Below are 23,302 nucleotides of genomic sequence, written 5' to 3'. Positions count from 1 at the left end.
GCCTCGAGGCCAGATGAGCGCTGAACTTCCAGGCCTAAGCTGCGGTTCTGATCCAGATGCTGTCATCCAAGGCGAAAAATGGCAGCCGGCCGGCTGCCATGGAACGATCTCATTTCACGATTCCGGCCTAAGTCGGCTTCAGAAACCTCACTCCATTTTGATGTCCCGGTCCCTGATGAGCTTGCTCCAGCGCGCAAGGTCTGCTGCGATGACCTTCTTGAGATCTTCGGGGGATCCAGCCATGATTGAGGCGCCTTCGCGCGCCATCAGGTCGCGCATGTCGGGCTGGGACATTGCCCAGTTCAACTCGTCATTGAGCCTTTTCACCACTGCCGGCGGCATCTTCGCAGGGCCGAGCAACCCCCACCAGGACTCCACCTGGGCTCCAGGCAACCCGACTTCCCCAACTGTCGGTACATCGGGAACGAAGGGTGACCGCTTTGCGCCGGTAACTGCTACTCCGCGCATCCTTCCGGATTTGATGTAGGCAGCGGCCGAGGCCGGGCTGGAAATGAGCACCGGCAGATTGCCGCCGAGGAGATCAGTGAATGCGGGAGCCATCCCTTTGTAGGGGATGTGCACCATTTCGATCTTCGCCTCGGACAGCAGCAACTCCATGCCTAGGTGATTGATCCCGCCGATGCCGGCCGATCCGTAACTGATGGAGTTTGGCTTAGCGCGGGCAAGTTCGATCAGTTCACGCAGCGTTGTCACATTGAGACTGTTCGATACCAGGACAAGTAGGGGAGTAGCCCCCAACAGTCCCACGGCTTCGAGATCCTTGGCAAGGTCGAAAGGGAGCTTCCTGCCACCCGCCGAGTTTGTCGCTAGCGAAGTGGATCCCAGGAGCAGCGTGTAGCCGTCCGGCTGGGATTTCGCTACTGCGTCCGTGCCGATGCTTCCCCCTGCGCCTGCCCTGTTGTCCACCACTACCGGCTGACCCAGGCGCACGCTCAGCTTGGCCGCCAGGGCGCGCGAGATGATGTCGTTGCTGCCTCCTGGCGCAAACGGCACGATGATCTTGAGTGGCTTACTAGGCCAAGTCGCCTGTGCATTAGCACTACCAGGGAGCATGGCCGTGCCCACGGCGAAAGTCATGGCAGCAAGCAGCGTTCGCCGTGCCAAGGCTAGTGAAGTCATCGAGAAGTCTCCTGTTGAGGCGAGCAAGCGAGCGGCCCGCCGATGCGTGAGATTACAAAGGGCGCAGAGATACGTCAATGGTTAACCACGGACGATATAGGGTATGCTGAGGTAAGCATTCTGAAATTGCCTGTAGGAAGAAAAACGCAGAGGCCGATATCCAAATCAATGGTTGACATCAGACCATTCGGCGGATAAATTTGCTCGATGCGTATACCTCGACGAATCCGATGCACGGTCGCGAGCAGCGCTGAGCCCGCGCTGCCTCTTTTGCACGACCTCAAACGCACCGCCCCTGTCAATCGGGCGTGCGTGACTTCGCATCGCACCTCACGCAGACATGAATCCTGAATCAAACCCCTCCGCGGCAGCTTCGCGCCCCTCGCACTCGAGCGTCACGCGCGAACTTGCGCGCTACGCAGCACAGTCACGCTACTCAGATCTTCCCGACAACGTGAAAGTCGAAGCCTCGCGCGCATTTCTGAACTGGATGGGGTGTGCTCTGGGAGGGTGCCTCGAGCCGGCGGTGACCATTGCTGCGGCCATGGTTGCGGAGCTTGGCGGGCAATCTCAAGCTTCTGTGATCGGACACGACCAGCGAACCGATGTCGCAAGCGCTGCGTTTGTAAACTGCATCAGTTCGAGCGTGCAAGCTTTCGACGACGCGCACCTTGCCACGGTCACTCATCCGAGCGGGCCCGTGGGAGCCGCGCTCCTGGCCTACAGCGAGAACCACGCCACGTCGGGTGAGGACTTCTTGCATGCCTTTGCGTTGGGGATCGAGGTCCAATGCCGCCTGAGCAACATGCTGGTGCTCCAGCCGTCCAACTTAAATGTCGGCTTCTACGTGACTGGACTGACCGGCCCGATCGGTGTGGCCGTGGCCGTGGGCAACCTTCTCAGGCTGGATGAGCAGAGGATGAACTGGGCGATCGGCCTCGCGGCGTCGCAGGCCTCGGGTTTCCGCGCTACGCATGGAACGATGACAGCCCACTTCCGGCCTGGTCATGCCGCACGCTGCGGCGTGTGGGCGGCAATGTTGGCCGAGAGGGGATTCACCGGCGATGATCAGGCGCTGGAGGCGGACAAGGGCTTCATTGACGTCTACTCCTCCAACGCTGATCCAAGTCATGCTCTCGACGGCCTGGGACAGCATTTTGAACTCCTGTCGAACAACTACAAGCCGTATCCGTGCGGCATCGTCATCCATGCCTCGCTCGACGCCTGCCTCGACGTGTATCGCCGCGCCGGCGCGGATGCGGCGCCAGTCACCTGCACACTTCATGTCCATCCGCTGGCGCTAAAACTGACCGGCGTTCGGACGCCTAGAACGCCGTTGGAATCGCACGTGAGCCTGTATCACTGGGCGGCTGCATCGTTAGTGAACGGGGCGGCAGGAATAGCGGAAATGCGCCAGGAATGCATAGACAATCCTGAGGTCGCGTCCCTGCGGCAGCGCATCGAGGCCATCGGAGATGCCGCCCTCGATCGCGACGAGGCTATCGTGGAGGTCAACTTCGCGGATGGCCGGACCTTGCGCTCGCATGTTAAGAACGTCGGTGCGCGTCGCATGACGGACGATGAGCTAGACGCCAAGTTCTATGCGCAGGCAATCCTGGTGCTTCCGCAGGGAAACGCCGCTCGGCTGAAGACTCTGTGCCGCAACCTTGCATCGCTGAAGGATGTCGGCCGTGAGATCCCTGCCGCCTGGCAGCGTTCCAAGCAATAGGAGAAAATGATGGCCGATCGATTGAAGAACAAGGTGGCGGTCGTTTTTGGCGCAGGCTGCACCCAGGCAGGTGTGAGCAACGGCGCCGCGGCCGCAATCGCGTACGCACGAGAAGGCGCGAAAGTCGTGATCGTCGATGTTGAAACGGGTGCTGCGCGTCGGACTGTCGAGATGATTCTGGAAGAAGGCGGAAATGCTGCGGACTTCACTGCTGACGTTACATCGCGCACGCAAGTACAGGCTGCGATCGATGGCGCGATGGCCACATTCGGTAGGCTGGACATCCTGCACAACAATGTAGGCATCAACAAGCCGGGTGGTCCTGTGGAAATGGACGAAGCCGTGTGGGACGCTGTGATGGCCACCAATATCAAGAGCTTGTTTCTGACTTGCAAGGCCGCCATCCCTGCGATGCAAAAGGGCGGCGGAGGGTCGATCGTCAACATCTCTTCCATCACCAGCATCGCTTGGCATGGGCGACCTACCATTGCCTACAGCTCGTCCAAGGCCGCAGTGAATCACTTCACCCGGGTCCTGGCGGCACAGTATGGCCCTGATAACATCCGCTGCAACGCGATCGTCGCTGGCACGATTGATACGCCGCGCGCTTCATCGCAGCTTCAGAGGGTTATTCGGGCCGATGCGGCGGAGATCCGGAATCGGAGGTCGGAAGCAGTGCCCCTGAGGCGCTTGGGAACGCCTTGGGAACTCGCGAACGCGGCGGTATTCCTGGCATCCGATGAGGCGTCCTATGTTTCCGGCGTGGTCATGGCCGTGGATGGCGGTCTTACCTGCACGATGTCTCACTAGACGTTAAGCCGCAGTCCATCGCATGCGGCGCATGCCGCATGCTGCAGGATCCTCGCCCCTCATCAACTTCTTGCGTCGTTGGACGGCTTTGCCCAACCGTGCCTGCCACCTGGCACGCAGCGATCGAGTGGGCTGCGCTCGTCGATCTCACGGATCGAGCACCAGGTTTGCCCCATGGCATCCCAACGTGGTGGGCGAGATCCCGCGGCATCGGGCGGACGTGACGACTGGAGAGGGCTGGGCCCTGCCCCTTTCACATGCTCACTCGCGCGTCTCGCCACAGGCGGGCGTCAAGCGCACATTCACTCGAGGACGATATGCTTTGCCGCAGCGAGCTTCTTCCAGGCAGTGAAACTTTCCCGGATGCGTGGTGCGAGATCTTGTGGCGTGAGAGTTACAGGGATCGCGCCATCCGCCAGCGCAAGTTCGCGCAACTCTTTGCTCTTCGCGATCTCATTGAATTCGCGGTTAAGGCGCTGAACAAAAGGAGCCGGCGTGCCGGTCGGGGCGAACACGGCAGCCCAAATATCCACTGTGAATCCAGGGGCTGATGAAGCCATAGTGGGCAATCCGGGGAACGAGGGGCTTGCCTCGCGCGACGTGATAGCGATTGGGCGCACGCGGCCGGCCTTGATGTGCGGCGCAAACGTTGCGTTGGAAGCCAGCATCATGTCGATAGTGCCTGCAGCCAAGTCGACCACTCCGAAGGCCGCCCCCTTGTAAGGGATGTGGTTCATTCGAATCTTGGCAGCATCACTGAGCGCTTCCGTGGCCAAGTGGGCGAGCGTTCCGACCCCGGACGTGCCGTAGGTCACGGTGTCCGGCTTTGCGCGCGCCGCAGCCACGAGATCCGCGGGCGACTTGATGTCGGTCTTGGTGGAAACAGCGACAACCATAGGGCCCTCATTGAGCAATGCAACCGGCACCAAGTCGTTGTTCAGATCAAATGGCACCGTTCGCACGGTCGCCGCAGCGGTGACGGTGCTGGGTGTTGTCAGAAGCAGCATCGAGCCGTCTCGGGGGCCCTTGGCGACCGCGTCTGCTCCTATCAAGCTGGAGCCACCTGCACGGTTCTCGACGATCACCGAGGTGCCGAGGCGGGCTGCGAGTTGCGGTGCCACCGCCCGGGCCATGATGTCGGTGCTGGCGCCAGCGCCAAAGGGGACCACGATCTTGATGAGTGCTGGAACTGCCGGCTGTTGGGCGCTGGCTGCCGAAACCAGACCGAGGAGGGCGAACCAGGAGAAGAATGTGCGGAACGGTTTCATCATGAAGTGTTGACTTTTGAGCAATGAAGTTTTATCGGAGAGGCGCCAATGTCCGAGGGCTCCGCGTCCAGTACCGCAGGTCTAACGCTTCCCGGGACAAAGAGGAGCCGGTCGTGAATGAGGGATGCTGGCATGTGCAACCAAGAGCATGTGCGGACCCGTTCAATCCGTCTTGATATTTGCATCCTTAACAAGCTTGTTCCAGCGGTCGAGTTCGAAGGCAATCAACTTGCGGAAATCCTCCGGGGTCCCTGGCTTGGGCACGGCCCCGTCGCGCGCAAGCAAGTCCCGGATGTCCGGCTGCGAAAGCGCCCAGTTCAACTCTTCATTCAAGCGCTTGACGACCGCTTGAGGCATTCCCGAGGGGCCGAGGAGGCCCCACCAGAACTCCACTTGGAAGCCAGGGACACCGGATTCCGCCACTGTTGGTACGTTTGGCATGAACTGCGAGCGTTGCGCACTCGTAACAGCCAGAGCGCGTACCTTCCCTCCGGCGATGTGCGGCGTCGCCGTCGCCGGACTCGGCATCAGCATCTGGATGCTGCCGCCAAGCATGTCTGTGAACGCCGGCGCCATGCCCTTGTAGGGGACGTGTACCAACTGCACGCCAGCGCCGCGTGCGAGCAGTTCGACGCCCAGGTGGCTGATGACACCGAGGCCTCCTGAACCGTAGTTGATGGTGCCGGGGTTGGCGCGCGCTTGGCTGAGCAACTCTTTCAGAGTTGTTGCCTTGGATTCACTTGATACAACAATAAGCAAGGGCGAGGCGCCAACTTGACCGATCGGCGCGAGATCCTTTGCGGGGTCATAAGGAAGCTTCTTTCCACTCGACACATTCGTGCTGATCGAGGTGGAGGCAATCAGTATGGTGTAGCCGTCTGGCGGTGACTTTGCAACAGCGCTTGTGCCCATCGTGCCTCCTGCGCCGCCCCTGTTGTCCACGATGACAGGCTGCCCGAGGCGCCCGCTTAGCTTGGTTGCGATAGCACGGGCAATTGGATCGGTCCCGCCTCCAGCTGCAAACGGGACAATCAGTGTGATCGGCCGACTAGGCCATGCAGTCTGAGCGCTTGCGCTGACGGGAACTACGGCTGAGCTCGCGATAGCGATTGAAGCCACGGCAACGAGGCGCTGGACTTGACTTGAGAACCGCATCGACATCTCCTGTTCTGTTGGTGCGGCCGCAAATGTCGCCGCCACTGAGAACCGCAGCTTAGCGGAACATGTTCGAATAGGTCAATGGATAACCAAAGAACAAGTTAAGAAATGTTGAGAAGTTCATTGAGATCTTCGATACCAAGGCCACGGGATTCTGAGGGGGATTAGGATATACCCGACCTAATGGTTGACCGTTAACAGTAGATCGGGTAACCTTCGTCCAGCCGAATCCAGGTTGTGTCGCAACCGATTCAAACCCGGACGTGCCAATGAAGCCCTGTGGACCCCGACACGGGTCAATCAGGTCGGTGGCTCAATTCCTGGGGGCGTCGACTTCCAAGCGGGGAAACTTAGGAGACATGCACCTTGAACCTTTTCCAACCGTTGATTGACACCGGCACCACGCGTCGCAAGTTCACCCTCGCAGCGGGCGCCGCACTTGCAATGGGCATGTACAAGCCTTCTCTGGCAGCGCCGTTCATCAATACGCAAACGGCTGGGTCGCGAGATCCGACCTTCATTTTTGTCCACGGGTTCACGTGCTCCCTGGACGACTTTAAGGCGCAGGTCGACGCGTTGTCACCCAACTACCGGTGCGTTAGTCTTGATTTGCCAGGGCACGGCGGTTCATCGATGCCGGAGGACCCGCGAATCGAGACTCTGGCTGCGGCCGTCAACGAGGTGAAGAGGCGGAATGGCGCAGGCAAGGTGATCCTCGTAGGACACAGCATGGGGGTGCGAGTCGTGCGCGAGGCCTATCGACAATCTAGCGCTGGCGTGAGCGGTCTCGTTCTCATGGATGGCGTCACCTACGTCGGAGAGATGGACGTCCTGATATCGAAGCTTCGGGATCAGATCAGGCAGGTGGGCTACCCGGCGTATGTGCAAGCCTCGTTCGGCGGCATGTTCATGGAAGGAAGCGACACCAAGCTCCGCGACAAAGCGATCGCCCGAGCCATGAAGCTCGATCCGAAATTCGCGGAAGAACTTTTGGTCGAGAACTTCCGATGGGAGCTTACCGGCGGGGCGGCTGCTCTGAAGGAAATCGCCGTGCCTGTTCTTGTGATTCAGTCGACCTACACGAACGCCCAGGGGAAGCGAGTCTCGATGACAGAGGGCGTCAAAACGCCTTTCATGGAGTTGGTGTCGAAGGTGGTGCCCAAAGCCGACGTGAGAATGATTCCTGGCATCGGGCACTTCACCATGATCGAAGCTCCGGACACGGTCAATCAATACCTTCGTGAATTCGCCGGGCGAGTGGCTTGACAGTCGCTCGACCAGCTGTACGACAAGAAAATTACATGGCTGATCGCAAAGGACGCGTTGCGGGCAAGGTTGCCATCGTGACCGGCGCTGGGTCGTCTGCTGACGGCATAGGCAACGGTCGCGCTGCTGCGATCCTCCTCGCACGTGAAGGTGCTCAGGTCGCATTGCTGGACTACCACAAAGATGCGGCCGAGGAGACGGCGCGCATGATCCGCGAAGAGAGGGGTGACTGCATTGTGATCGAGGCCGATGTTTCCAGCGAGGAGGCTTGCCGCTCGGCAGTGCAAGACACGGCAAGCGCTTGGAATCGTCTCGACATTCTGGTCAACAACGTCGGCACCAGCCGCGTGCCTGGGAACGCAGTGGACCTGGATGTAGATGCGTGGGATCGCGGATTACGCTTGAACGTCACTTCGATGATGTTCATGGCGCGGCACGCGATTCCGGTGATGAAGGCGAGCGGAGGCGGCTCCATCATCAACATCTCTTCGATCACTGCTTTTCAGGGCGGCCATCCCAACCTTTTCTACCCGACGTCCAAGGGGGCGATTCTGAACATGACCCGCACGATGGCGGGAAACCATGGAGCTGATGGGATACGCGTCAACTGTATTGCCCCGGGTTTTGTCTACACCCCCGTGGTCTATGGCGGGGGGCGCTTGCCTGAAGGCGTGCGCGAGAAGCGCCGCGACGCATCCGCGCTCAAGACGGAGGGCACCGGCTGGGACGTCGGATACGGTATTCTTTACCTGGCGAGCGAAGAGGCGCGATGGGTAACTGGCGTGGTTCTTCCGATCGATGCAGGTGTCAGCGCGATATCACCGCACTTCCAGACAAGCGCACAACGCTTGAGCTATTAGGAGCGCGCGCCCCCTCCGGAGATCAACGCACGTATAGGCGCGTAGCTGCCTGCCCGAGAGACCTGAAGTCAAGCGATCTAAGGTGAAGGCGCGGTCGGGGCGCACGGAAGGGAACTCACTCGCCCGTGTGCCCTGAAGCCATCGCAGAACTGCTGCGGGCATGCGCAGTCTGGGGCGGAGGATGTGGGGAACACAACTCAGGCAACAGGGCTTGACAAATTGGCGTAGGCGGCAAGCGAAAGCTGGCTTCCGCCCTTCAAAGCTTTTCAACGAGTTCCGGCACGGCCGTGAACAGGTCGGCGACCAAGCCGTAGTCGGCCACCGAGAAGATCGGGGCCTCCTCGTCCTTGTTGATCGCCACGATCACCTTGGAGTCCTTCATGCCCGCCAGATGCTGGATCGCGCCCGAGATGCCGGCGGCGATGTACAGCTGCGGCGCGACGATCTTGCCGGTCTGGCCCACTTGCCAGTCGTTCGGGGCGTAGCCCGCATCCACGGCCGCACGGCTGGCACCCAGGCCCGCGTTGAGCTTGTCGGCCAGGGGCGCCATCACTTCCTGGAACTTCTCGGCGCTGCCCAGCGCCCGGCCGCCCGAGACGATGATCTTGGCAGCGGTCAGTTCGGGGCGTTCGCTCTTGGTGACTTCGCGGCCGACGAAGCTGGACTTGCCGCTGTCGGCCAACACGCCGTCCACGGTTTCGACGCCGGCATTGCCACCGGTGGCCGCGGCCGCATCGAAGCCCGTGATGCGCACGGTGACGACCTTGATCGCATCGCTGCTCTGCACGATCGCAATCGCATTGCACGCGTAGATCGGACGCTCGAAGGTGTCGGGGCTGTCGACCTTGGTGATGTCGCTGATCTGGGCCACGTCCAGCAGGGCCGCCACACGCGGGGCGACGTTCTTGCCGTTGGCGGTCGAGGGGAACAGGATGTGGCTGTAGTTCTTGGCGATCGCGAGGACCTGGGCGGCGACGTTCTCGGCGAGGTTCTCGGCCAGGGATGGGCTGTCGGCCACAAGCACCCTGGCAACGCCAGGCACCTGGGCGGCGGCCATAGCGGCCTCAGCGGCGTTCGCACCAGCCACCAGAACGTGGACATCGCCGCTCGCGCAGGCGATGCCTGCAGTCACCGTGTTCAGGGTCGCCGGCTTGAGCGTATTGTGGTCGTGTTCGGCAATAACAAGTACGGTCATGTCGTTGTTCCTCAGATCACCTTGGCTTCGTTCTTCAGCTTGTCGACGAGGGTCGCGACATCAGGCACCTTGATGCCAGCGCCACGCTTCGGCGGCTCGCTGACCTTCAGGGTCTTCAGGCGCGGCTTGACATCCACGCCCAGGTCTTCAGGCTTGAACGTGTCGAGCTGCTTCTTCTTGGCCTTCATGATGTTGGGCAGCGTCACATAGCGCGGCTCGTTCAGGCGCAGGTCGGTGGTGATCACCGCGGGCAGCGAAAGAGAAATGGTCTCCAGCCCGCCGTCCACTTCACGCGTCACGTTGACCTTGTCGTCCGCCACTTCCACCTTGCTGGCGAAGGTCGCCTGCGGCAGGTCGGCCAGCGCCGCCAGCATCTGGCCGGTCTGGTTGGCGTCGTCGTCGATCGCCTGCTTGCCCAGGATGACCAGTGCCGGCTGCTCCTTGTCGACCAGCGCCTTCAGCAGCTTGGCCACGGCCAGCGGCTGCAGCTCCTCGGTGGTCTCCACCAGGATGCCGCGGTCGGCACCGATGGCCATCGCTGTGCGCAGCGTCTCCTGGCACTTTGCGTCGCCGCACGAGACCGCGATGATCTCGGTGGCCGCGCCCTTTTCCTTCAGGCGCACCGCCTCTTCGACCGCGATCTCGTCGAAGGGGTTCATGCTCATCTTCACATTGGCAATGTCGACGCCGGTACCGTCGCTCTTCACGCGCACCTTGACGTTGTAGTCGACGACCCGCTTGACGGGTACCAGAATCCTCATGAGTAATTCCTCTCTCTCAGGTACAGACAAGAGTGACAGTCGCAAGAGACTCGTCGAAAAGCGTGCACTCTGCTTGACTCGCGGCCACACTCAGGCAGGGCAGGGCAGGGCAAGGCAAGGCAAGGCAAGGCAAGGATGGAGAGCCCGGAGGCCACCGATCGATCATTTCAGAACGCTGACTCAGTTCGGCACGACGCCTGCATCGCGCGTGATTTTCTCCCAGCGCTCGAAGTCCTGCTTGATGACGTTCACGGCTTCGGGACCTGGAGTGAAAAAGTCAGTGAGGTCGTTCTTGGCCAGGTAGCCCTTTACTTCGGGCGACTGCGTCGCGTTCTTCAGCAACTCGGTCAATCGCGCAACGATCTCGGGTGGCGTTCCGCGCTTGACGAAGAGACCATGCCATGCGACCAGGTCATAGTTGATTCCCAGTTCCCGAAGCGTCGGAAGATTTGGATAACCCGGAAGCCGCTTCTGCGCGGTCGTCGCCAGGACGCGAACCTGCCCCGACTTGATGTACGGAGCCAAACTGGCCGTATCGGTGAACGTCAGGTCGACCTCGCCACCGACGAGGGCGGTCACCATCGCCGTGTGCGCCTTGTAGGGAACGAAAGTGAATTTTGCCCCGGTGTGTTGCTCGAACATGCTTCCTGCGAGCTGCGGCACAGTCGTGCCATAGCCGTAGTTGAGCTTCATGGGCTCGCGCTTCGCAAAGTCGATTACTTCTTGAACATTCTTGAAGGGCTGTTTGGAATTCACAGCCAATAGCTGCGTGCTGCCAGCGAGAAGGCCTACGGGAATGAAGTCCTTCTGCGTGTCGTAGGGCAACGTCTTGAACATGAACTTGTTCAGAACCATCGGCGACATCGTTGTGAAAAGCAGCGTGTGTCCGTCGGCTGGAGCGTTCAGTACTTGTTGAACGCCGATGATGCCATTTGCGCCCGGTTTATCGTCGGTAACCACAGAAGCCTTTGTTTGCATGCCGATGGACTGACCAATCAGGCGAGCAACCATGTCGGAAGGCGATCCTGGCGAGCTTGGAACGATGATCGTGACAGGCTTAGACGGATATGTGTTCTGCGCCCACGCGGGCGCGCCAGCTAGTAGGCAAGGCAGTGCAAGTGAAACAGCTGAAAGTAGGCGACGCATGGTTGTCTCCGTAGGGTGATGTCATCCGGCAATCGGCCGGTCGGTTGCTTACTCAGGTTGGATTCCGGCTTCGCCGATACGACGTTTCCAGAGCGCCCCCTGCTCGCGCAAAAAGCTGCTGAACTCGACGCTGGTCGTAGGCTCTACGATCGAGCCGGTGCGTTGTTCGAGCTTCTGCTTGACCTCGGGCGAGTCCAAAGCCGCACGCAGTTCCGCATTCAAACGAACGATGACCGGCGCCGGCGTCCCGGCAGGAGCAACAAGGCCGAGCCAGGCAAACAGCGCGAAGTCCTCCAGGCCGGGCGTTTCGCGCAGGGCAGGCACGTTGCCCATTCCGGTGAACCGGTTCGGACTGGTGACCCCGAGCGCGCGGATTTTCCCGCCGTCGATCAGCGCCTGGGAGGCAGCGATGTCGACGAAGGTGAAATCGATCTGCCCCGACAGAAGGTCGGTGAAGGCTTGCGGAGTAGTCTTGTAGGGAACGGCCAAGGCCTTGATCTTGGCCATGTTGATCAGCATGGCGGAAGACACCTGCCCGCCGGTATTGCCGTAGCCATAGCTGAGCTTGTCGGGGTGCTGTTGTGCGAATCGAACCAGATCTCCCGCGGACTTGAAGGGAGAGTCCTGTCGAACCAGAAGAGCCAGTGGGTTGATGGTCATCCGGCCGACCGGTGCGAAGCTCTTGACTGGGTCGTACCGCAACTTCTTGAACAGATACGGGTTTCCCGAATGCGTTGAGTTCGTGGCGACCAGCAGCGTGTACCCGTCCGGCTGGGCTCGTGCGACAAACTCGGTACCAATCTGGCCGCTGGCACCGGCCTTGTTGTCCACCACGATGGTCGCGCCCATTTGCCGGGCCATGCGATCAGTGATCGTGCGCGTGATCACGTCGGTTCCCGCGCCCGCCCCAAATGGAACCACGACGGTAATGGGTTTGGAAGGGTAGGGCTCCTGTGCGGCTGCTGCTCCTAAGGTGAGGGCCATAGACAGCGCAGCCAATCGGATCGCATACAGGGTCATTTTTTTGTCTCCGTTGCCCGGGTTTCTCCCGGCCGCGCTCGACCGCGCGCAGCCAGCAAGTTGGGGTGCTCGTTAGGAGTTCAGGCCTGCCGCTTCGAGGATCTGCAAGGCCTGGGTCAGATGGGGCTTGTCGACCATCTGTCCGTCGACCTGTGCGGCGCCGGCACCGCCGGCCGTCTGGAACGCGGCAACGATGGCGCGCGCTCGCTCGATTTCCTTGTCATCCGGACGAAAGCCCTTGTTGATGCCGTCCACTTGATCGGGGTGAATGGCGAACTTGGCCGTGTAGCCGTCTTGCCGTGCGCGCCGCACCTCGGCCGCGAGCGCACCACCATCGCGGAAGTTCGGCAACACGGTGTCGATGGCGTGCACGCCGGCAGCTTTTGCGCCAAACAGGCAAAGACTGCGCGCATGCTGATAAGGAAAGGCGTAGGTCCCATCATCCCCCTTATTCGTACTCGCACCTACCGCAGTGGACAAGTCCTCCGCGCCCCATGTCAGTCCATACAGGCGAGGGCTCGCGCCGCGGTAGCTGCCCAGTTCGAACAGAGCAGCCGGCGTCTCCGTCGCCACCGCAATGATCTTGATGGATCCTGCAGAGACTCCATCGCGCTGCTCCAGTGCGGTCAGGTAGTGGTCAAGCCGGATAATGTCGGAGGCGCCCTGGCACTTGGGCAGCAGAACGCCATCGGGACCGCCGGACACACACTCGGCGAGATCAGCGAGGCATTTGTCGGAATCGATGGGGTTGATGCGGATCCAGACTTGCTGACGGGTGCGATCGGAATGAGTGGCCAGGTAGTCGCGCACGACCTTGCGAGCGTTCGGCAAGTTTTCGGCAGCAACCGAGTCCTCGAGGTCCAGGACTAGCGCATGGGCGGGCGAAGCCGCGGCCTTCGCCATTTTGCGGTCGCTGTCGCCAGGTACGAAAAGGAAGGATCTGGGTGTCATAAATACCTCCCTCAGGCGGTCGGCTGTTTCAGCATGAGCGCCGTGCGGCGAATGCGGGCGACCAAAATATCGCTTTGGTTGTAGCCGCGGTGCTCGAACACCACGATGCCTGCATTGGGTCGTGAGGCGCTTTCTCGGCGACTGATCACCTCGGTCTCGGTGCGTACGGTATCCCCGTGGAACAGAGGTGACGGAAAGCGCACTTCCTCGAATCCGAGGTTGCCGACGGTGGTGCCCAGGGTCGTATCGCCGACGGACACACCGACGACTAGCCCGAGAGTGAAAGCGCTGTTCACGATGCGCTTGCCGAACTCCGTGTTCTTGCGGCAGTACTCTTCGTCGATATGCAGGGCTGCGGGGTTGTGAGTGAGCGCCGAGAACAGAACGTTGTCCATCTCAGTCACTGTGCGGCGGATCGCATGCTGGAAGATTTGCCCCACTTCCAGCTGCTCATAGTATTGCCCGGGCATGAAGTACTCCTAGAAGGATGAGTTAGAAGCCGACGTTGTCGCCGCCCTTGAGCGCGAGAATGCTGCGCGCCTCTGCAGGCGTCGCCACCTGCAGCGAGAGGCCCTCCAGAATCGCACGCACGCGCCGGACCTGGTCTGCATTGCTCTTGGCGAGTTGTCCCGGACCGTCCCACAGAGAATCTTCGAGTCCGACGCGCACGTTGCCACCCATGGCCGCGGACGTTGCGGCGATGGGCATCTGTTGCCGCCCGGCTCCAAGCACGGACCATACAAACTGATCACCGAACAGGCGGTCGGCCGTGCGCTTCATGTGGGCGACATCGTCCGGATGGGTCCCGATTCCACCAAGGATCCCGAACACGGTCTGCACGAACAGTGGGCCTTGTACCAGCTTGCGATCGACGAAGTGGGCCAGGTTGTAAAGGTGGGACGTGTCATAGCACTCGAACTCGAAGCGCGTGCCGTTGTCGGCACAAGAGGAAAGGATGTATTCGATGTCCTTGAAAGTGTTGCGGAACACCATGTCCCGGGTCGCCTCCAGATAGGTCGGCTCCCAGTCGTACTTGAACTCTTTGTACTTACCAAGCAATGGATGGAGACCGAAGTTCATTGAGCCCATATTGAGCGAAGCGACCTCGGGCTTGAGCTGCAGGGCAGGCTGCAGCCGCTCCTCGATGGTCATCGCCGGCGAGCCTCCGGTGGTGAGATTGATCACGCCGTCGCAGCGCTGCTTGATGTTGCCGACGAATTCGCGGAACAAGTCGGCTTGCTGTGACGGGCGTCCATCGACCGGGTCCCGTGCGTGCAGGTGAACGATGGAAGCGCCGGCCTCGATCGCGCCGACGGCTGCTTCCTCGATCTCCTTGGCAGTCACCGGCAGGTGCGGCGACATGGTCGGCGTGTGGATAGCACCGGTCACGGCGCAGGTGATGATGACTTTGCGATTCTTCGACATTTGGGATACCTCGTTCAGTTGCTTTGTCGGTTCAGGCGATGACCTTGGACGCCTTGAGCCGGGCGATGTCGGAACCGGACAACCCGATTTCCGAGAGCACTTCGTCGGTGTGCTGGGCATGCACGGGGGGTGGCGTGCCGGCGGTTCGCCTTTCGCCATTGAGGATGTAGGGCTGCCCGACGCTGCGGGTTGTGCCCGCCACCGGATGTTCGTACTCCACGACGACGTCGCTTGCCTTCGTGTGCGGGTGATCGAGCAACTGTCCCAGCGTGTTGATTGGGGAGCAGGGCACGCTGACAGCTGAGAGTTGCTCGTACCAGAACGACACCGGTTGCGTAGCGATTACCGCCTGTACGCGTGTGACAGTCTCTGCCCGATGCGCGACCCGGTCGGCGTTCGTCCGAAATTTCGGGTCGTCGACGATGTCCTGCAGGCCCGCAACCTTGCAGAACTTCCTCCAAAGATTGTCGTTCGCTACGCCGACCATGACAGGGCCGTCGGCCGCCTCAAATGCCTGGTATGGGCACAACGATTCGTGACTGGAGCCGCATTTGGGTGGTTGCACGCCGAGCTGCCAGTAGCTCTGCAGGTTGTAACGCTGCAGGGCCAGCGCCGTGTCGAACAGCGAGGCCATGACCGTGCCGCCCTTGCCGGTCTTTTCACGTTCCATGAGCGCGGCCAAGATACCGATGATGGCGTGCGTTCCCGTCATCTGGTCGATCGGGGAAACGGGGCTGCGGATGTATCCCCCGCCCTCATCACCCGTCAGCGCCATGACGCCCGCAAACGCCTGAAGGATCACGTCGTAGCCGGGCGACTGTTTCAGAGGACCTTCGCGACCGAAGCCGGAAATGCTGCAGTGCACCAAGCGCGGATTGATGGCTTGCAGCGTCTTGGCATCGATTTCAAGCCGTTCGGCTACGCCCGTGCTGAAACTCTCGATGGCGACGTCGGCGTTCTTTGCCAACTGATGCACCAGTGCGACACCTTCGGGTGTCTTCATGTCGATGGCAATGCTCCGCTTGTTGCGGTTCACGCAAAGGAACACAGCCCCGAGACCCTCGCCCTTGAAGGGGGGCCAACCCCGCGTCTCATCGCCCAGTCCGGGCGCTTCAATCTTGATGACCTCGGCTCCCAGGTCGCCGAGCGCCTGAGCGCACAACGGACCTGCTAGGACGCGTGACAGGTCGAGCACCTTCATTCCAGCTAGTGGCTTCATGAGCTTGTCTCTTTCTTGTGGTGAAAGTGTCAGTAGGACTTCGGCAAGTCCAGAACTTTCTCTGCGATGAAACAGAGAATCATTTGCTCGGACACCGGGGCGAGTCGATCGATCAGGACCTCGCGCAACAGTCGCTCCACGACGTACTCTTTCGCATAGCCCATGCCGCCGTGCGTCATCACGGACTGCAGGCACGCCTGGTAGCCCGCTCGCGCGCCAAGAAACTTGGTTCCATTTGCTTCGGCTGCGCACGGTTGCCCCGAGTCGTAGAGCTGTGCCGCCCTAGCCCCCATGAGACGCGCAGCCTGAAGGTTGAGCCAGCACTCGGCCAGAGGATGCTGGATGCCTTGGTTCTGACCGATGGGGCGACCGAATACCACGCGGTCCCGCGCGTATTGGGTGCCGCGACGCAAGGCGTCTTCACCGATGCCGATGGCCTCCATACCCACCAGGATCCGTTCCGGATTCAGGCCGTCCAGGAGATAGCGGAAGCCTTTTCCCTCTTCGCCGATGCGGTGCGATTCCGGGATGAACAGATCGTCGATGAAGACCGCGTTCGAATCGACGGCATTGCGACCGTGCTTTGGAATGCGTCGAACCTCCACCTTGGTGCGGTCGAGATCGGTATAGAACAGGGTGATGCCATCGGTGGGCCGCGCGCACTCCGCCTTGGGCGTTGTGCGGGTGAGCAACAGGATCTTGCTGGCGACCTGACCGGTGGAGGTCCACATCTTGCGACCGCTCACGCGATAGCCACCCTCCGTCTTTTTGGCGAAGGTCTTGATGCTGGTTGTATCCAGCCCTGCGTCAGGCTCGGTCACGCCGAAACACACCTGGTCTTCTCCACTGACCAGGCGAGGCAACCAGTTCTGCTGCTGCTCCGGGCTGCCGTGGACCACGACGGGATGGGGGCCAAACATGTTTATGTGAATCGAAGACGCAGCCGTCATGCCTCCGCCGTGTGAAGCCACCGTGTGCATGACGATCGCCGCCTCTGTCACGCCGAGCCCCGCACCGCCGAACTGTTCGGGCATGGTGACGCCGAGCCAGCCGTCGGTGGCCATCGCGCGGTGAAACTCTTTGGGAAATCGCTCTTCCCGGTCGCACTCTGACCAGTAGTCGTCGCCGAACCGGCTGCAGACTGCACTCACGCCATCGCGAATGGCTACTTGGTCTTCGGTTAGATCGAACATTTTGGGGTCTCCGTTGAATCCGTGCAGCAATGATAAGCTTGCGATCGAAATGCGTCAATGGTTAACCAAAGAAAATGTTGGGTTCATCCCTCGTTTGTATAAATGAAAAAAGAGACGTTTGATGCCCCTGATCGTCCGTATGGCGATACAAGGTTAACGGTTTGCCGTAGCATTGTTTCAGCCTGATCTTGCTGCTACTCTTATGCTGAACCGCATGGAGCTGCATCAGTGACATCAATCCGACCGCACGACAGTGAAGAGATCGTTGAGCCGGAGCTGCCGATCGTCGACAGCCACCACCACCTCTGGCTCCGGGCTGACGGTCGCTACCTCGTGGAGGAGTTCGCTGGCGATTTGTCATCTGGCCACCGTGTTCTGGCCACCGTGTACGTTGAATGCGGTGCCATGTACCGAAGGAGTGGCGTGCCGGCTTTGCGGCCGGTAGGTGAGGCCGAGTTCGCAACCGGCATGGCTGCCATGAGCGAAAGCGGCTTGTTCGGACCCACCCGGATTTGCGCCGGCTTCGTGGGAGCTGCGGATCTCACGCTTGGAAGCGATGTCGAAATGGTGCTTGACGCCCTCGAGGCGGCCAGCGGGGCTAGGTTCAAGGGCATTCGCGGCGCAGCAAGCTGGGATGCCGATCCTTCGATCAATCTGGGCGTGCGTCCTTATGCGCCGAAGGGTTTGCTGTTGGATACCCGATTCCGCGCGGGGTTTGCGCGGCTGGCGGCACGCGAACTCGTGTACGACGCGTGGCAGTACCATCCGCAACTTCCTGAACTCTGCAGCCTGGCGGACGCCTTCCCCGACACTCAGATCGTGGTCAACCACTGCGGTGGTCTTTTGGGTGTAGCGGCCTATGACCGACCTGAAACCTTCGGTGATTGGAAGTCGAAGGTGCTAGCCGTGGCGCAGCGGCCGAATACACTCATGAAACTGGGGGGGCTGGCACCTCGTCCCTGCGGGTTTGGATTCGATCGACGCGCGGCGCCTGCCACGGCAGATGAGTTGGCAGCGCTATGGAGCCCCTACATCGAATGCTGTATCGAAGCCTTTGGAGCGCATCGTTGCATGTTCGAAAGTAACTTTCCTGTCGATCGCGTGGCGGGGAGCTACCGGACCATCTGGAACGCCCTTAAGTTGGTGGCTGCTGACTACTCGAGGACCGAAAAGGAGGCGCTGTTCTCCGGTACGGCAGGACGCGTCTACGGCATCGAGTGACGCTCGTCACTCAGGAGGGTGGTAGCGGGTCGAAGTCCAACCGCCGTCCACCACCAGGACCTCGCCGTGGACGAACGATGCATCGGCCGAGCACAGGAATGCAACGCTCGACGCGACTTCATCCGGCGTGCCGGCCCGTCCCAGTGGCGTCGTCCGAATCATCGCGTTGTGGTACCAGCTGCCGGGAATCAGCGCGCCCTCGGTTAGGGGCGTAACGATGGTCCCCGGAGCCACCGCATTGATGCGCACGCCGCGAGGGCCATAGTCGGCGGCCATCTGCCGCGTCAACCCCAGGATCCCCGCCTTGGAGGCAGAATAGGCTGACCTGTTGACCATGCCTGTGATCGCCAAAACGGAGCTGATGTTTACGATGCATCCTGTCGACCGCAGGAGGGCTGGGAGCGCCTCCTGTGACAGTGCAAAGACGGCTTCGAGGTTGACTCCCAGATAGCGGCGCCACTCTTCAGCGCTTGTTTCGTCAACCCGATGACCCCTCGCGATACCGGCGCAGTTGACTAGGACATCGATGCGTCGATGCACATCCGAGCAATAGGACACCAGCCTTTTTCTGTCGGCGTCGGATGTCACGTCGGCTTGAACATGGTCGATTGTCCGTTCGTCTGACCGGGTGGTGGCCATCGCCTCTCGATCTGCGCCGATGACACGGCAGCCTTCCTCGACCAATCTCTCGGCTATCGCCTTGCCAATGCCGGATGCGGCGCCAGTGACGATGGCGACACGGTCCTTGAGTCCTCGCATGACGCTGTTCCTTCCTTCTGGTTACTCGGATCGCGGAATGAATTGGTGGTAAGCCTGGCTCAGGCCTCCGTCAAGCACGATGATTTGCCCATTTAGGTAGCCGGAGCGGTCGCTCGCGAGGAACAGAATCGTGTTCGCGATGTCTTCTGCTGTCCCGATGCGTCCGCAGGGGATGAGCTGCTCGCGTCGCTTTCGCACCTGAGGGTCTGTGTAAAGGTTTTCGCTTAGCGGGGTGACCACCATCGCCGGGCAAACTGCATTGCTGCGGATCCGATGCTCGCCAAGTTCAGTGGCGAGCTGTCGAGACAACATGCTCAACCCGGCCTTGCTGACGCTGTACGCGCCACCACCGGGCTGCGGCTGAACTCCGGAGATCGACCCGACGTGAATCATGCTTCCGCCTCCGCGCCGAATCATCTGTCGTCCGAAGACGCGTGCGCAATGCAGAGTTCCCGTGAGATTGACGGCCAGAACATCGTTCCACGCACCGACATCTAGATCCAGCAGATCGCCTGCACCTGTGACTGCAGCGTTGTTGACCAGGACCGCGCACGGCCCCAGTCGATTTATCACTTCGGCGCCTGCTTCCTCGATCGAGGCGGGCCGAGACACGTCGCACATTTGAGCAATCGCCCGCCCGCCACTTGCCTCGATCTCTGCGGCAACTGCGCGCGCGCCGCGTACATCCCGGTCAACAACTGCAACGGCAGCACCCGCCATGGCGAACTGCCGAGCGGTCTGGGCGCCAATGCCACTTGCCGCCCCGGTGACCACACATGTCAAACCTTCCAGACCCAGCCAGCTCAGCGCCGCGTCGTCTGTTCTGCTGTTGTCCGCGGCTGCGTTCATTCGGCGACGATCTTCTTTGCCGCGGCCAACCTCTTCCACGTCGCGTAGTTGTCGTTGATGTGATAGCGAAGATCCGCCAGCCCGAGAACCATTGGCGCTTGGCTGTCGGTGGCCATGAGGGCGCGCATCTCCCTGCTTAGCGCGATCTCGTTAATTTCCGCGTTGAGGCGCTGCAGAATCGGTAGAGGAGTGCCGCCGGCGGCAAAGACAGTCGCCCAGATGTCCACCGCGAATCCTGGTGCGACAGACGCCATGGGCGGAAGAGTGGGGAAGGCCGAGCTCGCGTGCCGTGAGGTAACTCCAAGAGGAAGCACGAGGCCGGCCTTGATCTGCGCCGCGAATGTCGAATAGTTGGCGACCATCATGTCAATGGTCCCGGATGCAAGATCGACCAGTCCGAACGACGCTCCCTTGTACGGAATGTGCTGCATCTCGATTGCGCCCGCGTCCGCTAGCAACTCGAACGACAGGTGTGCGAGCGTGCCGCTACCTGATGTCCCATAGGTCACGCTGCCAGGCTTCGCACGGGCCGCGGCAATGAGCGCTGCTGGAGTCTTGAATGCGGACTTTGCCGAGACCGCGACGACCATCGGACCTTCGCCCAGCATCGAAACGGGGACCAGATCTGTGCTCATGTTGAACGGCACGTGTCGGACCGTCGCGGCCGCTGTGACAGTGCTTGGCGTCGTAAGCAGGAGCATGGAGCCATCACGGGGGCCTTTGGCCACGGCTGCCGCGCCGATCAACGTCGAGCCGCCTGGACGGTTTTCTACGATGACAGTGGTATTGAGCCGCGGTCCCAACTGGGACGCGACCGCGCGAGCGAAGACGTCCGTACTGGCGCCCGGACCGAATGGAACAATGATCTTGATTAGTGGCGGCATGACGGGTTGCTGCGCCAGGGCGCCGGTCGAAGCGCCGAGTTGTGTCACGAAAGCAAGAAGAGAAGCGCAGATTATGTTCATGTTGAACAGAGGTCGAGGTGTGCCGGAATGGATGCGTTCCAGCAATCTGATCGAAGCGATGGATGGCGTCGAGATACTTCATCCCCCGTGAGGCAGCAGAATCTGCCGCACGATGGCGCCGCTTTGGAGTAGATCGAATCCCTCGTTCAGCCGGTTGAACCCTATGTGCTCGCTGCGCAACTTGTCCACTGGAAGTCGACCACGCAAGTACAGGTCGACGTACCTGGGGATGTCTTGTTGGGGAACCCCTCCGCCCATGAACGAGCCTCTCAGGACGCGCTCTTCTGCGACCCAGGGCAGGTGGGCAACCGTGAACGTGGCGGCGGTGCGGCCCACGCCTACGCCGACGACTTCCCCGCCTCGTGCAGTGATTGCCTGCGCCAGGTCAAGGGCAGCGAGGTTGCCGGAAACCTCGAAGGCGTGATCGACGCCGCCATCGGTGAGATCAAGAATGTGTTGTACTGCATCGGGTTCTCGCGGGTCGAAGCAGTCGGTAGCGCCCACCGCTCGCGCCAGATCGAACTTTCCGGGAAGGACGTCCAGACCGATGATCCGCGACGCCCCGGCCTCGGCCGCGGCCATGACCGTCGTCAGTCCGACGCCGCCAAGACCGATGACAGCGACCGTAGCGCCCGGCTTGACCTTGGCACTGTTGAATACGGCGCCGGCACCGGTCACGACGGCGCAGCCGAACAATGCAGCAACGTCGAATGGAACCGTCGGGTCGATCTTGACGAGGGATCGAGGCGCGACGACCGCGTACTGAGCGAAGACCGAAATGCCGCTGTAGTGGTTCAGGCGCCCGCCGCCGGTCAGGTGTAGACGGCGCGAACCGGTCGCGAGCAGTCCCTCCGCCCGGGATTGGCTGACCGCTTGACAAAGCCCTGGGCGACCTGCCAGGCACGCGCGGCAACTGCCGCAACCGGCGACCCCAGCCAATGCCACGTGATCGCCGGGCTTAAGTCCGGTCACTCCAGCGCCCACTTCTCGCACGATGCCGGCACCTTCATGGCCTCCGACTATGGGCAGCGGTCGCTTCCTCAATCCCTCCAACACAGACAAGTCGGAGTGACAAAGGCCTGCGGCCCTGACTTCCGCGAGCACTTCGCCGGGGCCCGGCGGATCAAGCTCAACCTCTTCAATGCGGAATGGTTGCGAGGTTGAAAAAGGGGTTGGCAGTCCCTGCTCGTACATCACGGCGGCGGTCATTCGCATCTGTGTTCTCCATGGCAAGAAGTTCTTGGGGGCGCAGGCAGCGGGCTTGAGGAAGACGGGCCAGTTGATACAAGCCTCAAAGTCGACCAGCGCGCCGGCTCTTGCGAATCGAAAGCTACTTGGCGGGCGAGAGGTTGGCGGCCTTGACGGCTTGTCCCCACTTCTCGTACTCAGATCGCTGAAACTTTGCAAGTTCTTCGCCGACCAGATTGAGGGGCTCCAGGCCGAAGTTCGAGTAGACGTCTTGCATGTACTTCGTCTTCAGGGCCTTCTGAAGCATGTCCTGGAGCGCCGCTGAAACTTCCGGCGGGGTCTTCGCCGGAACATAGGCGGCAAACCATCCAACCGCCTCGAAGCCGGGGAGGGCGCCTTCCTTGAGCGTCGGGACGGTCTGGTGTGCCGAAGCCCTGGTCGCTCCGGTCGTCGCGAGGGGGCGGATGCCCTTTTGGTAGAACGGTGCAGCTGTCGATGGATCCACTAGCGACACGTCGATCTGGCCGGCAGCGACGGCGATCAAGGAATCGTTGATGTTGCGATAGGGAACCACAAGGGCCTGGATGCCGGCCGATTTGAGCAAGGTCTCGGTGACCAGTCGAATGAACGTCGAGCCTGCCCCGAAGGTGAGCTTGTTCGGGTTCTGCCGAGCCGCGCTGAGCAGGTCCTGCATGCTCTTGTAGTTCGACGAACTAGAGACGTTCACCATCAATGGCGTCAGTGCGACGCCGGCCAGCGGAGTGAAATCCGCCAGCGGGTCGTACGGCAGGGCGGCGAGCATATGGGGGTTCAGCACCTGCGTCGACAGGGATGTCACGAAGAACGTGTAACCGTCGGGGGCCGCGGCCTTCGCCGCCTGCGCTCCGATGACTCCCTCGCCACCCGCCTTGGACTCGACGAACACGTTCACGCCGGACCCTTCCAGCATGCCGCGTGCGATCGCTCTGGCCATCACGTCGGTCGACGTGCCGACGGGAAACGGGAAAAGCAACCTGATCGGCTTCGACTTGTCTGGGTACGACTGCGCAAAGGCAGCGGACGAGACGGTCAATGCGCTCGCGATCATGGTGCGCAGAAATGTGGAACGGTTCATGGAACTTCCCTCGCTGAATGAAGGCCATCCTGGCCAAGGAATGAGAACGGTGCAAAGTTGGCGCA

The 23,302-nt window shown here is 61.1% G+C and carries 22 protein-coding genes; 5 read left to right on the top strand and 17 right to left on the bottom strand.

From position 1 onward, the window contains the following. Positions 1-147: 147 nt before the first annotated feature. The gene (locus tag QTI45_RS31900) at positions 148-1,140 is read right to left on the bottom strand and encodes a tripartite tricarboxylate transporter substrate binding protein (RefSeq protein ID WP_286657232.1); all 993 of its coding nucleotides are present in this window, start codon (positions 1,138-1,140) and stop codon (positions 148-150) included. Between the two features lie 340 nt (positions 1,141-1,480). Here QTI45_RS31900 and QTI45_RS31895 point away from each other — a divergent pair, with 340 nt between their 5' ends. Then, positions 1,481-2,869, top strand: coding sequence for an MmgE/PrpD family protein (locus QTI45_RS31895; protein ID WP_286657231.1), 1,389 nt, complete (start codon positions 1,481-1,483; stop codon positions 2,867-2,869). Between the two features lie 9 nt (positions 2,870-2,878). Continuing rightward, positions 2,879-3,679: an SDR family NAD(P)-dependent oxidoreductase gene (locus QTI45_RS31890; protein WP_286657230.1), complete on the top strand. Its 801-nt coding sequence runs from the start codon at positions 2,879-2,881 to the stop codon at positions 3,677-3,679. Positions 3,680-3,981: 302 nt separating this feature from the next. On the opposite strand, the gene QTI45_RS31885 is transcribed toward QTI45_RS31890, so the two are convergent. Both QTI45_RS31885 and QTI45_RS31880 read right to left on the bottom strand, forming a co-directional pair. Continuing rightward, positions 3,982-4,971, bottom strand: a complete 990-nt coding sequence (locus QTI45_RS31885; protein WP_286657229.1) for a Bug family tripartite tricarboxylate transporter substrate binding protein — start codon at positions 4,969-4,971, stop codon at positions 3,982-3,984. Positions 4,972-5,109: 138 nt separating this feature from the next. Then, the gene (locus QTI45_RS31880; protein WP_286657228.1) at positions 5,110-6,102 is read right to left on the bottom strand and encodes a Bug family tripartite tricarboxylate transporter substrate binding protein; all 993 of its coding nucleotides are present in this window, start codon (positions 6,100-6,102) and stop codon (positions 5,110-5,112) included. Positions 6,103-6,471: 369 nt separating this feature from the next. Between QTI45_RS31880 and QTI45_RS31875 the strand changes: the two genes are divergently transcribed. Both QTI45_RS31875 and QTI45_RS31870 read left to right on the top strand, forming a co-directional pair. Beyond that, entirely contained in the window at positions 6,472-7,371 is a 900-nt protein-coding gene (locus QTI45_RS31875; RefSeq protein WP_286657227.1) for an alpha/beta fold hydrolase, read from the top strand. 35 nt (positions 7,372-7,406) lie between these two features. Beyond that, entirely contained in the window at positions 7,407-8,231 is an 825-nt protein-coding gene (locus tag QTI45_RS31870) for an SDR family NAD(P)-dependent oxidoreductase (RefSeq protein ID WP_286657226.1), read from the top strand. Between the two features lie 256 nt (positions 8,232-8,487). On the opposite strand, the gene QTI45_RS31865 is transcribed toward QTI45_RS31870, so the two are convergent. The 9 genes from QTI45_RS31865 to QTI45_RS31825 form a co-directional block, all read right to left on the bottom strand. Then, positions 8,488-9,426: an electron transfer flavoprotein subunit alpha/FixB family protein gene (locus tag QTI45_RS31865; protein WP_286657225.1), complete on the bottom strand. Its 939-nt coding sequence runs from the start codon at positions 9,424-9,426 to the stop codon at positions 8,488-8,490. A gap of 11 nt (positions 9,427-9,437) precedes the next feature. Further along, on the bottom strand, positions 9,438-10,187 hold the full coding sequence (locus QTI45_RS31860; RefSeq protein WP_286657224.1) for an electron transfer flavoprotein subunit beta/FixA family protein: 750 nt from the start codon (positions 10,185-10,187) through the stop codon (positions 9,438-9,440). Between the two features lie 180 nt (positions 10,188-10,367). Further along, positions 10,368-11,198, bottom strand: a complete 831-nt coding sequence (locus QTI45_RS31855) for a Bug family tripartite tricarboxylate transporter substrate binding protein (RefSeq protein ID WP_286657223.1) — start codon at positions 11,196-11,198, stop codon at positions 10,368-10,370. 183 nt (positions 11,199-11,381) lie between these two features. Next, entirely contained in the window at positions 11,382-12,353 is a 972-nt protein-coding gene (locus QTI45_RS31850) for a Bug family tripartite tricarboxylate transporter substrate binding protein (protein WP_286657222.1), read from the bottom strand. Between the two features lie 72 nt (positions 12,354-12,425). After that, the gene (locus tag QTI45_RS31845) at positions 12,426-13,304 is read right to left on the bottom strand and encodes an HpcH/HpaI aldolase/citrate lyase family protein (RefSeq protein ID WP_286657221.1); all 879 of its coding nucleotides are present in this window, start codon (positions 13,302-13,304) and stop codon (positions 12,426-12,428) included. Between the two features lie 11 nt (positions 13,305-13,315). Continuing rightward, complete coding sequence (locus QTI45_RS31840; RefSeq protein ID WP_286657220.1) at positions 13,316-13,774, bottom strand: MaoC family dehydratase; 459 nt, start codon at positions 13,772-13,774, stop codon at positions 13,316-13,318. A gap of 22 nt (positions 13,775-13,796) precedes the next feature. Beyond that, the gene (kce, locus tag QTI45_RS31835) at positions 13,797-14,729 is read right to left on the bottom strand and encodes a 3,5-dioxohexanoate:acetyl-CoA acetone transferase (RefSeq protein WP_286657219.1); all 933 of its coding nucleotides are present in this window, start codon (positions 14,727-14,729) and stop codon (positions 13,797-13,799) included. Positions 14,730-14,760: 31 nt separating this feature from the next. Continuing rightward, a complete protein-coding gene (locus QTI45_RS31830; RefSeq protein ID WP_286657218.1) occupies positions 14,761-15,948 on the bottom strand; it encodes a CaiB/BaiF CoA transferase family protein in 1,188 nt (395 codons plus the stop codon). A 29-nt stretch (positions 15,949-15,977) separates the two neighbouring features. Then, positions 15,978-17,141, bottom strand: coding sequence for an acyl-CoA dehydrogenase family protein (locus QTI45_RS31825; RefSeq protein ID WP_286657217.1), 1,164 nt, complete (start codon positions 17,139-17,141; stop codon positions 15,978-15,980). Between the two features lie 228 nt (positions 17,142-17,369). Here QTI45_RS31825 and QTI45_RS31820 point away from each other — a divergent pair, with 228 nt between their 5' ends. Continuing rightward, positions 17,370-18,362, top strand: a complete 993-nt coding sequence (locus tag QTI45_RS31820; RefSeq protein ID WP_286657216.1) for an amidohydrolase family protein — start codon at positions 17,370-17,372, stop codon at positions 18,360-18,362. A 6-nt stretch (positions 18,363-18,368) separates the two neighbouring features. Here QTI45_RS31820 and QTI45_RS31815 read toward each other — a convergent pair whose 3' ends face one another. From QTI45_RS31815 to QTI45_RS31795, 5 genes are all read right to left on the bottom strand, one after another. After that, on the bottom strand, positions 18,369-19,121 hold the full coding sequence (locus tag QTI45_RS31815) for an SDR family NAD(P)-dependent oxidoreductase (protein ID WP_286657215.1): 753 nt from the start codon (positions 19,119-19,121) through the stop codon (positions 18,369-18,371). A 21-nt stretch (positions 19,122-19,142) separates the two neighbouring features. Next, positions 19,143-19,970 carry an SDR family NAD(P)-dependent oxidoreductase gene (locus tag QTI45_RS31810; RefSeq protein WP_286657214.1) on the bottom strand — a complete coding sequence of 276 codons (828 nt, stop codon included), beginning with the start codon at positions 19,968-19,970 and terminating at the stop codon, positions 19,143-19,145. Beyond that, complete coding sequence (locus QTI45_RS31805; protein WP_286657213.1) at positions 19,967-20,980, bottom strand: tripartite tricarboxylate transporter substrate binding protein; 1,014 nt, start codon at positions 20,978-20,980, stop codon at positions 19,967-19,969. The genes QTI45_RS31810 and QTI45_RS31805 overlap by 4 nt, the downstream gene beginning before the upstream one ends. A 33-nt stretch (positions 20,981-21,013) precedes the next feature. Continuing rightward, complete coding sequence (locus QTI45_RS31800; RefSeq protein WP_286657212.1) at positions 21,014-22,150, bottom strand: zinc-binding dehydrogenase; 1,137 nt, start codon at positions 22,148-22,150, stop codon at positions 21,014-21,016. A 115-nt stretch (positions 22,151-22,265) separates the two neighbouring features. Beyond that, entirely contained in the window at positions 22,266-23,237 is a 972-nt protein-coding gene (locus tag QTI45_RS31795; protein ID WP_286657211.1) for a Bug family tripartite tricarboxylate transporter substrate binding protein, read from the bottom strand. Positions 23,238-23,302: the final 65 nt, after the last annotated feature.

The organism is Variovorax saccharolyticus (genome assembly GCF_030316765.1).
Classification (GTDB): domain Bacteria; phylum Pseudomonadota; class Gammaproteobacteria; order Burkholderiales; family Burkholderiaceae_C; genus Variovorax; species Variovorax saccharolyticus.
Note: the sequence above shows the minus strand (reverse complement) of the source record. Positions and strands in the feature narration are given on the sequence as shown.